The 12,409-nt window shown below is 50.1% G+C and carries 8 protein-coding genes, 2 tRNA genes and 1 other annotated feature; of the genes, 3 read left to right on the top strand and 7 right to left on the bottom strand.

Annotated elements, in window-relative coordinates:
• The 6 genes from KNP68_RS14780 to pdxS form a co-directional block, all read right to left on the bottom strand.
• Positions 1-86, bottom strand: a tRNA-Ser gene (locus tag KNP68_RS14780).
• A 38-nt stretch (positions 87-124) separates the two neighbouring features.
• Positions 125-215 (bottom strand) — tRNA-Ser (locus KNP68_RS14775).
• A 156-nt stretch (positions 216-371) separates the two neighbouring features.
• A complete protein-coding gene (serS, locus tag KNP68_RS14770; RefSeq protein WP_029596449.1) occupies positions 372-1,655 on the bottom strand; it encodes a serine--tRNA ligase in 1,284 nt (427 codons plus the stop codon).
• A gap of 52 nt (positions 1,656-1,707) precedes the next feature.
• Positions 1,708-1,915: a binding site (T-box leader), on the bottom strand.
• A gap of 18 nt (positions 1,916-1,933) precedes the next feature.
• Positions 1,934-3,178 carry a D-alanyl-D-alanine carboxypeptidase family protein gene (locus tag KNP68_RS14765; RefSeq protein WP_052013678.1) on the bottom strand — a complete coding sequence of 415 codons (1,245 nt, stop codon included), beginning with the start codon at positions 3,176-3,178 and terminating at the stop codon, positions 1,934-1,936.
• A gap of 87 nt (positions 3,179-3,265) precedes the next feature.
• Complete coding sequence (gene pdxT / locus KNP68_RS14760) at positions 3,266-3,844, bottom strand: pyridoxal 5'-phosphate synthase glutaminase subunit PdxT (RefSeq protein WP_214800055.1); 579 nt, start codon at positions 3,842-3,844, stop codon at positions 3,266-3,268.
• Position 3,845: 1 nt separating this feature from the next.
• Positions 3,846-4,736, bottom strand: a complete 891-nt coding sequence (pdxS, locus tag KNP68_RS14755) for a pyridoxal 5'-phosphate synthase lyase subunit PdxS (protein WP_021066746.1) — start codon at positions 4,734-4,736, stop codon at positions 3,846-3,848.
• Between the two features lie 286 nt (positions 4,737-5,022).
• Between pdxS and pdxR the strand changes: the two genes are divergently transcribed.
• From pdxR to KNP68_RS14740, 3 genes are all read left to right on the top strand, one after another.
• Positions 5,023-6,426, top strand: coding sequence for a MocR-like pyridoxine biosynthesis transcription factor PdxR (pdxR, locus tag KNP68_RS14750; RefSeq protein WP_021066747.1), 1,404 nt, complete (start codon positions 5,023-5,025; stop codon positions 6,424-6,426).
• Complete coding sequence (locus KNP68_RS14745; protein ID WP_214800053.1) at positions 6,423-7,037, top strand: class A sortase; 615 nt, start codon at positions 6,423-6,425, stop codon at positions 7,035-7,037. The genes pdxR and KNP68_RS14745 overlap by 4 nt, the downstream gene beginning before the upstream one ends.
• A 138-nt stretch (positions 7,038-7,175) precedes the next feature.
• The gene (locus KNP68_RS14740; RefSeq protein ID WP_021066749.1) at positions 7,176-10,604 is read left to right on the top strand and encodes an alpha-amylase family glycosyl hydrolase; all 3,429 of its coding nucleotides are present in this window, start codon (positions 7,176-7,178) and stop codon (positions 10,602-10,604) included.
• A 45-nt stretch (positions 10,605-10,649) separates the two neighbouring features.
• On the opposite strand, the gene guaB is transcribed toward KNP68_RS14740, so the two are convergent.
• Positions 10,650-12,113, bottom strand: coding sequence for an IMP dehydrogenase (guaB, locus tag KNP68_RS14735; protein WP_021066750.1), 1,464 nt, complete (start codon positions 12,111-12,113; stop codon positions 10,650-10,652).
• Between the last annotated feature and the right edge of the window lie 296 nt (positions 12,114-12,409).

Raw genomic sequence — 12,409 nt, 5'->3', positions numbered from 1 at the left:
GAGGTGGTGGGATTCGAACCCACGCAGGCTATTACACCCCTGACGGTTTTCAAGACCGTTCCCTTAAACCACTTGGGTACACCTCCAAAAAAGTATGAAATTGTTGAGCCTCCAGAAATAAAAATGGAGGAGGTGGTGGGATTCGAACCCACGCAGGCTATTACACCCCTGACGGTTTTCAAGACCGTTCCCTTAAACCACTTGGGTACACCTCCAAAGCTCATATACAATTGGTGAGCAAACATCTCGCTCGACATGATTTATAGTACCAACTTGGCAGACAGATGTCAAACCCTTTTGTGAAAAAACATTAAAAAAAACCAAAAAAAATCCCGCCTGAACGATACGTTTCAGACGGGCTGGTTTGTTCATTACTGAGGCATTTCAATTTTCTCGATACCGCCCATATATGGACGTAATACTTCCGGAATGACGACTGAACCGTCTGCCTGTTGGAAGTTCTCTAAAATCGCAGCGACGGTCCGTCCGACTGCGAGGCCAGAACCGTTAAGCGTGTGGACGAATTCCGGTTTTGCGTTCGCTTCGCGACGGAAACGGATTCCGGCCCGGCGTGCTTGGAAGTCTTCAAAGTTCGAACAAGATGAGATTTCACGATACATCCCTTGCGCCGGCATCCACACTTCGATGTCATATTTCTTCGCAGCCGTGAAGCCGAGATCGGCCGTACACATGCTGAGCACTTGATATGGGAGACCGAGACGCTTAAGCACTTCTTCAGCGTGGCCCGTCAAGAGTTCGAGTTGTTCATAAGACTCTTCAGGTTTCACAAACCGGACGAGCTCGACTTTGTTGAACTGATGCTGACGAATGAGCCCACGCGTGTCGCGTCCGGCTGATCCCGCTTCTGAACGGAAACAAGCGCTATACGCCGTATACGTGATTGGAAGTTGGTCTTCCGTGATAATCTCGTCACGGTGCATGTTCGTTACCGGAACTTCTGCCGTCGGTACGAGGAAATAGTTCGTATCCGCCACTTTGAATGCGTCTTCCTCAAATTTAGGAAGTTGTCCCGTCCCGGTCATCGCGTCGCGGTTGACCATATAAGGAGGGAGCACCTCAGAATAGCCATGTTCATCGGCATGCATATCCATCATGAAGTTGATGAGGGCACGTTCGAGACGGGCGCCGAGACCTTTATAAAAGACAAACCGGCTACCTGTCACTTTACCCGCTCGTTCCACATCGACGATTTTCAAATCTTCCATGACGTCCCAATGCTGTTTGAGTTCGAATTCGAACGTCGGTTTTGTTCCGACTTCGCGAATCGTGACGTTATCATCTTCCGTTTCTCCAATCGGCGTTGATTCGTGCGGGATGTTCGGGATGCTGAGGAGAATCAAGTTCAATTCGGCCTCGACTTCACGCAACTCTTCATCGAGCAATTTGATTTCGTCCCCGAGGCGACGTGTCTCGAGAATCGGTGCATCCGCATCTTGTTTGTTGCGTTTCAATTCCGCAATTTGCTTCGTCGCTTCATTTCGTTTCGCTTTCTTCACTTCAACCTCATTGATCAAGTTGCGGCGTTTCTCTTCCAACTCCGGGAAACGGTCAAGCGCACTCAAATCCTCGCCGCGATGAGCTAGCTTCGTTTTAATCTCTTCAAAATCTGAACGTAATCGTTTAATGTCTAACATTCGTTATTCCTCCTTTTTTCACATAAAAAGGTGGCACGCCCCTTTCCCGTAGGAAAGGGACGAACCACCTTGGATCCGCGTTGCCACCCTCGTTGCCCGAAATCGGGCCACTCGATGCACGTAACGTGTGCGTAACGTGACTTGTTTCCAAGCCAATGCTCCGAGGCCGATTCGGTTACATCATCCCACTAGTTTGCACCAACCACTAGCTCTCTGTCAGTAGATGACCGTAACGTACTTTTCCCCATCATTGCATCTGTCATTGAATTAGTTTTACTTTACAACATCTCAACTCTATCGACAAGACTCAGTTTTCCGAGCACGAGTCGAATCTCATCTAAAAAGTCGGAGAAGGCACGCGTCATACGTGTCAAAAACGATGCCATCTCGACCGGTTCGGCCGCGACGAGCGTTCCTTTAGGTGGAAGTTCACCATCTAGATACCGGACGCTTCCGGAAGGCTCGATGGTGACGGTCCCGACCTGTTGATCGGCCGCAATTGGGGCTTTCGTATCCGGAAGATCGTAAGTCGGTTCAGGTACATCCTGTCCTTTTTCGACGAGTACTTCAAAGGCTGACGTCGTGCGCACTTTTGCTGACTCGACTGTACCTTCAGCGACATGGAGCGTCGCCGGGACGATTTCACCAGTCCGTAAAATCGGGGTCAAGACGAAATCGCCATAGGCGTAGTCGTGAAGCGCTTTTGTAGCAGTATAGCGCCCTTGATCGGTCTTCGCTCCGAGAACGACCGATAGCACGGTACGTCCATCTCGCGTCGACACGCCGATGAAGCAGTAACCGGCATCGTCAGTCGTGCCCGTTTTAAAGCCAAGCATACCCGGATAGGCTAAATCACGACCAGCGAGCATCCGGTTCGTCGCTTCAAATCGGACTCCGTCGATATCAACATACGCTTGTTTCGTCACATCGAGCACTTCCGGGAACTTCGTCAAATACGCCAAAGCTAGCATCATCAAATCATTGGCCGATGTCAAATTCTCCCCTGGACGTCCCGCTGACACAGAGTCAAGTCCCGATGCATTGGCGAACGTCGTTTGGGTCATGCCAAGTTCGGTCGCCCGTTCGTTCATTTTCTTTACGAATACCCCTTCCGAACCAGAGACGGCCTCGGCCAATGTGACCGCTGCCTCGTTCGCGGAACGAATCAACGCCACGTCGTATAGCTCTTTCACCGTGTACGGTTTATTGACGAGCGGAATCCGAGCCAATCCTGGTTTTCGGGTCAGCGCCAACGCCTTGTCGCTCGGGGTCACTTCTTGGCTCCAACTGAGGTCACCCGCTTCGATGGCTTCTCGGACGAGAAAAGCGGTCATCAGCTTAGTGATTGATGCCGGAGGGAGCATCGCGTCCTCTTCTTGTGAGAACAGGATTTGTCCCGTCGTCATGTCCACGAGCATCGCGCCGGTCGCATCAACTTTAGGTGCCGCCGATGCATCCGTCGGCACGATCATATTTAAAAGGATTGCCCAAACGAGCATCCATCCGATCCATCTTTGTCTCACGGTCTTGCCCCTTTCTATACGTATCTCGTTACAGTGTAGCAAAAAAACACATGAAAAAGGCTCCCTATTTGCTAGGGAGCCTTTCAATCAGGCGAGTTGTCGCTTCGTCGCTTCAACCATGTCCAAGAAATAGCGGTGCATCGACAAGTCGTCCGTCAATTCCGGGTGGAACGAGCAGGCCATATACTTGTCATACCGAACCGCGACAATCGCTTCTTCGACCTCGGCGAGCACCTCGACGCTCGCTTCGACCGATGCGACTTGCGGCGCTCGAATGAACACTGCTTCGACAGCGTCATCGATTCCATTGACAGTCAAATCGACTTCAAAGCTATCAACTTGTCGTCCGAACGCATTTCGTTTGACCGTCATCGGGATTTTACGCAAGTGCGCATCATATCCTTCAACTTCGGTCGCGAGCAAAATCAAACCAGCGCACGTTCCAAACATCGGCAACTCCGCATTCTCACGTAACGGCTCGAGCAACTCGTACCGATCGAGTAAGCGACGCATCGCTGTGCTCTCCCCACCCGGCAAGACGAGTCCATCGATTCGATTTAAGTCATCGACCGAGCGGACGACGAGCGTATTCGCACCAAGTGCTTCGAGCATATGGACGTGTTCGCGAATCGCACCTTGCATTCCGAGTACACCAATCGTGGTCATCTTACCAACCTCGCGGTGCCATGAGTTCTTCTTGTTTGAGCGTGCGGACGTCGAGCCCTTTCATCGCTTCGCCGAGTCCTTTCGACAAGTGTGCGATGCGCTCATAGTCATCATGGTATGTCGTCGCTTCAACGATGGCACGGGCAAATTTCTCAGGGTTCTCCGCTTTAAAGATTCCTGATCCGACAAAGACGCCGTCCGCTCCGAGGTGCATCATGAGTGCCGCATCAGCTGGTGTCGCAATTCCGCCTGCTGCGAAGTTGACGACCGGGAGGCGACCTGCTTCACGGATTTGCATGAGTACTTCAAACGGGGCACCCAGGTCACGCGCTTCCGTCATCACTTCATCGATGCTCATCGAGAGCAAGCGTTTCACTTGGGCTTGAACGGTACGCATGTGACGAACCGCTTCGACGATGTTGCCGGTTCCCGGCTCACCTTTCGTCCGGATCATCGCTGCACCTTCCCCGATGCGGCGTGATGCTTCACCAAGGTCGCGCGCGCCACAGACGAACGGTGCTTTGTAGTCACGTTTGTAGAGATGGAATTCTTCGTCAGCAGGTGTCAATACTTCACTCTCGTCAATGAAATCAACCCCCATTGATTCAAGGACACGTGCTTCAGCGATGTGACCGATCCGGCACTTCGCCATGACCGGTACCGATACCGCACCCATGACGTCTTCGATGATTGTCGGGTCGGCCATACGAGCAACACCGCCCATTTTGCGAATATCTGAAGGTACGCGCTCGAGTGCCATGACGGCAACTGCACCTGCCGCTTCAGCAATTTTGGCTTGCTCCGCGTTGATGACGTCCATAATGACGCCACCTTTTTGCATCTCGGCCATACCACGTTTTACTTTGTCTGTCCCTACTTGTCTCTTTTCCAAATGGATCCCCTCCAATAAGCTAGTCTACTTGCAAGTATAAATTGATTTGACTATATTGAAAGTGCCAGTTTTATATTTTTTAAAGTGGTCAGTTCGAACAAAGGACTTCATTTCTCGATTCTCGAATGTTTTAAAGATTAAAGGAGATGATGGAATGGATCAATGGAACAGTCGTGACGACGCGCAGGAGCGCAGCTTTTTCGGAAAAACGGGAATGGTCTCGCTCCTCCTCGTCATCGGATTCGTGCTCTATTTTTTCTTTGGCTGACCACAGAAAGGACACATCATGGATATGCTCACGTTCTCGCTCGAGGCTGACTCGAGCGTCCCATTATATGAACAACTCTATTTGCACATTCGACAAGCCATCGTTGATGACACCCTCACCACCGGGACGAAACTTCCGTCCAAACGAAAGCTAGGGGAGTTTTTAGACGTCTCGCAAACGACCGTTGAACTGGCCTACGCTCAGCTGCTCGCGGAAGGATACATCGAGTCGTTGCCACGCAAAGGCTTCTACGTGTTACCGCAAGAAGAACTGTACGTCCGGCGCGGCAGTAGCGTCATCGAACCGCTCCCGGTGAAAAAAACATATGAGTTCGACTTGTATCCGAGTCAAATCGACACGACCGCTTTCCCATTCGAACGTTGGCGCCGGCACTTAAAACAAGTCGTCTCGGAAGAACATCACGATTTGCTGTCACTTGGCTCTGTACAAGGCGATTTCGTCCTTCGTCAAGAGATTGCGACCTATCTCTACCATTCGCGCGGTGTGCATTGTTCTCCCGAACAAATCGTTGTCGGATCGGGAACCGAGCAGCTGTTGCCCCAATTGTTAGAACTGTTGCCGGATACTACGACGTTCGGCATTGAGGATCCGGGGTATCCGCTCACCCGCCAACTGTTCGCCCATCAACGGCGGACGTTCATCCCGATTCCTGTCGATGAGAGCGGCGTCCGTGTCGACCTGGTGGAGCAAGCATCCATTGATGCCCTCTATGTCACACCGGCCCATCAATTTCCGACCGGGACCATTCTATCTGTCAGTCGACGTCAACGCTTGCTCAACTGGGCATCGGAGCGACAGACGTATGTGATTGAAGATGATTACGATAGTGAATTCCGTTATAGCGGCAAACCGATTCCCTCTTTGCAAAGCATGGATCAAAACGAGCGAGTCGTCTATTTGAGCACATTCTCTAAATCATTGATGCCTTCATTGCGAATCGGTTATATGGTACTCCCCCCTCCGCTGTTAAATCGCTATCGAGAACGTTATCGTCACTTCACGTGTAGCGTACCCCGTTTCGAACAACATACGTTAGCAGCATTTATGGCGACCGGTGATTTTGAGAAACACTTGAACCGGATGCGGAAGACATATCGCCGGAAACTTGAAATCATTATCGCCGCCTTTAAACCTTATGAACCGGTTGTCTCCGTCACGGGGGCGAGCGCCGGCCTTCACGTCGTCCTGTCTGTTCGTACAAGCGCGACAAGTGAAGACTTGAAACGATTGGCCGAGGCTTCGAATATCCGAATCAATGCGATGACAGACTATCGCATCGAATCAAGCGACACGATTCCTCAGTTTTTATTTGGATTTGCCGCCTTATCCGAAGAAACATTACCAGCTGCCGTTAGTGCGCTCATGTCGTGTTGGAACATTGAGAAAGGAAGAGATGGATGAAACGGTCACGCTACGTCGTCGGTGGGCTCCTTTTGTTAATTGGTACACTCCTGTTATCCGAATCGTGGTGGAAAGACCAACTCACGGCATGGAACAGTCAACAAGTGACCGCCGAAATTCAACCGAAACAGCCAGAAACCGGTGAATTTGAGTTTTCAAACGTCGAGCCGTTATCATGGGAACAACTTCTCACCGTGCGCAATCGATTTCATGATTTACCGACCGTCGGCCTCATTTCGATTCCAGAAATCGACCTCGAGCTCCCAATCTTATACGGGCTCGACAATGAGAACTTGGCTGTCGGGGCTGGAACGATGGACCCGGACCAACGAATGGGAACTGGAAACTATGCACTCGCGGGCCACTACACGCAAAGCCCGACCGCCTTGTTCGGTCCGCTTCACATCATCGACGTCGGCATGTCCATCTACTTGACCGACATGACACATACGTTCGAATACGAGGTCATTTCGCTTGAGACCGTTCCCCCGACACGGGTCGACGTGCTCGACCCGACAACAGAACCAACGATTACACTCGTCACATGCACGTTCGATGCGACCGAACGTTTGATTGTCAAAGGACACTTCGTGAACCAAACGCCTCTCTAATCGATAGGCGTTTTTATTATTTTTCAAAAAAAATATTGTGAGCGCTTACATATTCAGCTAAACTATTCCTGAAACCGTTTGCACAATTTTGACAATTCGTTGCCCTGTAGACGACACATTCCATGAAAGAGGTGCTTTATGAAGAAGAAAACGGCACGACAGACGACCACGTTACTTTTATCATCCGTTCTCCTCATCCAAGCCGGCGTTCCGATGAACGCATTGGCCGAGCCTGCGACAATCTCGATTGATGGCTTAAAAACGGATTGGGCGAACACGCCAGCGCTCGCCACATCCCCACAGGCGGGTTGGCAAGGATTCGATTTAGGAGACGTCTATCTGCAGAACGATGCGCGTAACCTTTACTTTTATGTGGATGCGAACAACGTCCCGAACTGGGGCGACAATGGTCAGTACATAAATATCGCCCTCCAAATCAATGAACAAGATTCAGGCGTAGCGACAAACCCGCTCGGCCATCCGTTCAACTTCAGCCAAACTGATAAAAAACCACAGTATCATATTTTACTTCGCGTCGATGGCGACACGTCAGTAAAAGAAGCCGCTCTGTATGAAGCAGGAAAATCCACGCCGCTCGCAAACTTGAGCAACTTAAACGGCGCCTCGTTTGCCATTGATCGCACGAAAGGCTTTGAAGGCAAAATTCCATTGTCCCTGCTTGGTCTAAGCAATGATGATACCGTTCGGGTCCTCACGGTACTCAGCGGGAATAACGCTACCGAGCACGGTGCGTTCGACACGATTCCAAGCAATGCGGCCAATAAAGTCGCCGATAGTTGGAATGTTTCGGCGACTCCGTCGACACAATCGGTATATAGCCCAGCCTTCACGTTGAGCGGTGTCGAGACGGTCAGTCAACTCGAAGTGACAGCGGTCACGCCGGCCAATCAATCGGAACAAGTGGACATCAAATCCCCAATCACATGGACGTTCAATGAACCTGTGTCGTTAGATGCTTCGAACATCAGCTTGATGAATGGCGAGACAGCTGTACCGTTCACGGCTGAAGCGAGTGGATCAACAGTGACTGTCACACCGACCGAAGCACTAAGTTTGAATCAAACGTATACCGCGACCCTTCCCGCGGACGCCGTGAAAGGCAACCTGTCGAACACGACGTTACCGGCATTGACGACGTCATTTAAAACCATCACTGAAATCGCCGATCCGTGGAAAACACAACGCTACATCGAAATGTTGTACGTCCGGGCCGACAACGATTACACGGACTGGAATTTATGGACGTGGAGCACGGGTGCCAAAGACGGTCAAGTTGACCCGTATAAAATCACCGAAGATGGCGCCATCTTCCGAATCCCAGTCGGAAAAGATGCGACCAATGTAGGCTTTGTCATCCGCAAGGGCACGGATTGGGCCGTGAAAGATGGCTACGGGGAAGACCGCTATGTCAAATTGGGAAGCGACCGGGTGACGAAAGTCGTCGTCGAGAGCGGCAAAGGGACGTTCCATCAAGTACCGACGATTCAAGGACCCTTGTTTGAAGATGGTGCCGTCACGTTCTTCTACCGTGACAAAGCGTTGTATGAAGCGGGACAACTCGATGAAATCGACAGTGTCGCATTGAAAGTCAATGGCACGACGTACCCGATGACGTACGAAGCCAAAAATGAATGGTTCCGCCATACGGTCAAATTACCGGAAGGGAAACATGATTATACGTTCCTTGTCACAAAAGATGGCGTCACGACCGAAGTGAAGGATCCTTACTTCGAGGCTTCGAGCGTCGAGTATCGTCGTCCAAACGTTAAACTGGCGGCAAGCGTGGCACCGAAAGCCCTCAGTTCTCGAGAAAACGCGGTCGTCCAGGTGAAGCCGACGTTGCCGAAAGGCGTCAAGCTGCGTCAACTGTTCATCGATGCACGTCCTCTGGGTGGACCGGCTAAACTAGAAGTCGACCCGGCCCTCAACAAACAGACGATTGCAGTCAAAGATACCGTCAAACCGGGCAATAAATTCTTAACGATTACGGCGATTGACCAATACGGTAACGTCCATAAAACGAAAACATCGTTAACGGTCCGACCGGTCTCGATGAAGGACAAGCAAGAGTTCGATTGGGATGAGGCACGGATTTACTTCATGCTGACCGACCGATTCTACGATGGGGATAAAACGAACAATAACCCGAACGGTGAATACTATGACCAAGATCATCTTGAGTCGTATCACGGCGGCGACTTTGCCGGTGTGACGAAGAAACTCGACTACTTGGATAAACTAGGCATCAACACGATTTGGATTACACCGATTGTCGATAATATCGATTGGGATCTTCGCTATGGTAAAGATGGATCACAGTATGGCTATCATGGATACTGGGCGAAAAACTTCGAAAAACTCGATGAGCATCTCGGCGATATGAAAGCATTCCATCGTCTGATTGACGAAGCGAATGCTCGCGGTATTAAGATTATGGTCGACGTCGTCTTGAACCACCCTGGCTACGGGATGGAACCAGGAGCTGTAGACACGGGCGCCACAAACTTCCCAACCGATCAAGAGCGCAAAGCGTTCGACGGCATGATTCGTTCGAATCCGGTCGATGGCGATGACTTGAAGATGTCTCTTTCCGGATTACCGGACTTTAAGACCGAAGAGGCTGCCGTCCGTGAACAACTCGTCAAATGGCAGACGGATTGGATTAAACGCTCGAAAACGAAAAAAGGAAACACCATCGATTATTTCCGCGTCGACACGGTCAAACACGTCGACTCTACAACATGGAAGTCGTTCAAAAACGAATTGACGGCCCTCAAACCAGATTTCAAAATGATTGGCGAACATTATGGGGCAAGTGTGAACAACACGGGTGGTTACTTACAGAGTGGCCAGATGGACTCACTTCTCGACTTTGATTTCAAGTATCAGGCCGAACGTTTCATCAACGGGAACATTGATGATGTCGAGAGCGCGCTTCAATATCGCAACACGCAACTCTCGAATGAAGCGACACTCGGACAATTCCTTAGCAGCCATGACGAGGACGGTTTCCTCGTATCACGTGCTGGAGGCGATGAAGGGAAGCATATGGTCGCCGCCTCGCTTCAAATGACGGCGAAAGGACAGCCTGTCATCTACTATGGTGAAGAGGTTGGACAGTCCGGAAAACATGCGTTGGATATGGATAAGGGCGAGTTCAATGAAAACCGTTATGACTTCGACTGGAAACGAGTCAAAGGAGAAGGTAAAGCGATGCATACGCATTACCAAAAGCTACTCAATATTCGTGCCGACTATTCAAAAGTATTTAGTAAAGGAACGCGTGCCGTCGTTGCTGGTGGTTCTGCCACTGGATACTCTGTCTTTGAACGGAAGCACGGCAAAGACTCTGTTCTCGTGGCCTTGAACACGACAGAAGCCAAACGAACGATCACGTTCCAGACAAAACTCAAGCATAAAACGACGCTCGTCGACCGCTATAGCGGACGTCATTACGTCGTCAAACGAGATGGGAAAGTGACCGTCAGCTTACCTGCACAGGACGATGGTGGTACTGTCATTCTCGTGGCCAAGTCAAAAAAATGATAGCGAAAAGCCGTTGCCTCTAATTTAGAGACAACGGCTTGTTGTTTAGCGTGAATAGTTTGGAGCTTCTTTAGTGATGTGGACATCGTGAGGGTGACTTTCTTGCAACCCAGCCCCAGTCATGCGGATAAACTGAGTGTCCTCACGTAGTGCACGGATATCGGCAGCCCCACAATAACCCATTCCAGAACGAAGGCCACCGATGAGTTGATAGACAGTATCGGCTAGTTCACCACGATAAGCGACGCGTCCTTCAATACCTTCTGGTACGAACTTTTTATCGGCCTCTTGGAAATAGCGATCTTGGCTGCCTCGTTTCATCGAAGCCTCAGAACCCATTCCACGGTACGTCTTGAACTGACGACCTTGATAGATTTCCATCTCTCCTGGGCTCTCTTTCACACCTGCGAGAAGGCTACCAAGCATAACGGCATGAGCTCCAGCTGCGATAGCTTTCACAATATCACCAGAGTACTTGATTCCGCCATCAGCGATAACTGTGACACCGTGTTCTCTAGCTTCCGTGACACAATCATATACTGCTGTGATTTGTGGGACACCCACACCGGCGACAACACGTGTCGTACAGATTGATCCTGGACCAATCCCGACTTTAATGACCGATGCCCCGGCTTCAATCAAAGCTCGTGTCGCTTCAGCTGTTGCCACGTTTCCAGCGATAATTGGAAGCGTCGGGAACATGTCACGAAGTTCTTTCACTTTCTCGATGACACCGGCTGAGTGTCCGTGAGCCGTATCAACGACTAATGCATCGACACCTGCATCAACAAGAATTTGAGCACGTGATGCGGCATCTTTCGTGACACCAACGGCAGCTGCGACGAGCAAACGACCTTGTTTGTCTTTTGCAGCATGTGGGAACTGTTCGACTTTCTCAATATCTTTTGTCGTAATGAGACCTTTCAACACGCCTGAATCGTCGACGAGCGGCAATTTCTCAATTCGATGTTGATGAAGGATGCGCTCAGCTTCTTCAAGTGACGTCCCTACTTTTGCCGTAACAAGGTTTTCCGTCGTCATGACATCTGCAATCACCGTCGAATAATCTTTAATGAAACGAAGGTCACGGTTTGTCAAAATTCCGATTAATTTACGCTCGGTTTCTGAATTGACGATCGGGACTCCCGAGATACGGTATTTACTCATCAAGTACTCTGCATCGTACACTTGACGCTCCGGCGTCAAATAGAACGGATTCGTGATGACGCCGTTCTCTGAGCGTTTAACGCGATCGACGTGTTCAGCCTGCATCTCCATCGACATGTTTTTATGAATGACTCCTAAGCCGCCTTGACGCGCCATCGCAATGGCCATCGGTGCTTCTGTGACAGTATCCATACCAGCACTGATGACTGGAACATTTAACTCAAGACCTTCGCAAAGTTTAGTGCTTAAATTCACGTCTCTTGGCAAGACATTTGAAAAGCGCGGTACGAGTAAGACGTCATCAAATGTTAATCCTTCTTTTGCAAACTTGTTTTCCCACATAAAAATCGATTGCCCCTTTCTCTATCGGACCCGAATCTTTGTTTCGAAATATTTCTGTAATGGTAACAGGTATAGCTCGAAAGTGCAATTCAATTCACGATGTTCAGAAAGTTCAGAATTGTGTTCGTTCCATTTGCTTTCCGTTCTTAATGTTCGGGAATAGATTATATATACCGCAAAGGAAGCAAAATTATAAATAAAATCTATAAAAAAGACGACCGAGCGGATGCTCGATCGTCTTTCGCGTTGGCCTGGCAACGTCCTATCCTCACAGGGGGAGACCCCCAACTACTTTC

It is taken from the genome of Exiguobacterium sp. s50 (assembly GCF_018618175.1).
Classification (GTDB): domain Bacteria; phylum Bacillota; class Bacilli; order Exiguobacteriales; family Exiguobacteriaceae; genus Exiguobacterium; species Exiguobacterium chiriqhucha.
Note: the sequence above shows the minus strand (reverse complement) of the source record. Positions and strands in the feature narration are given on the sequence as shown.

Excerpts from the sequence above, each read along its gene's own strand:
- guaB (WP_021066750.1), bottom strand. The coding sequence starts at position 12,113 with ATGTGGGAAAACAAGTTTGCAAAAGAAGGATTAACATTTGATGACGTC.
- pdxT (WP_214800055.1), bottom strand. The coding sequence starts at position 3,844 with ATGACCACGATTGGTGTACTCGGAATGCAAGGTGCGATTCGCGAACAC.
- KNP68_RS14745 (WP_214800053.1), top strand. The coding sequence starts at position 6,423 with ATGAAACGGTCACGCTACGTCGTCGGTGGGCTCCTTTTGTTAATTGGT.
- KNP68_RS14740 (WP_021066749.1), top strand. The coding sequence starts at position 7,176 with ATGAAGAAGAAAACGGCACGACAGACGACCACGTTACTTTTATCATCC.
- pdxR (WP_021066747.1), top strand. The coding sequence starts at position 5,023 with ATGGATATGCTCACGTTCTCGCTCGAGGCTGACTCGAGCGTCCCATTA.
- serS (WP_029596449.1), bottom strand. The coding sequence starts at position 1,655 with ATGTTAGACATTAAACGATTACGTTCAGATTTTGAAGAGATTAAAACG.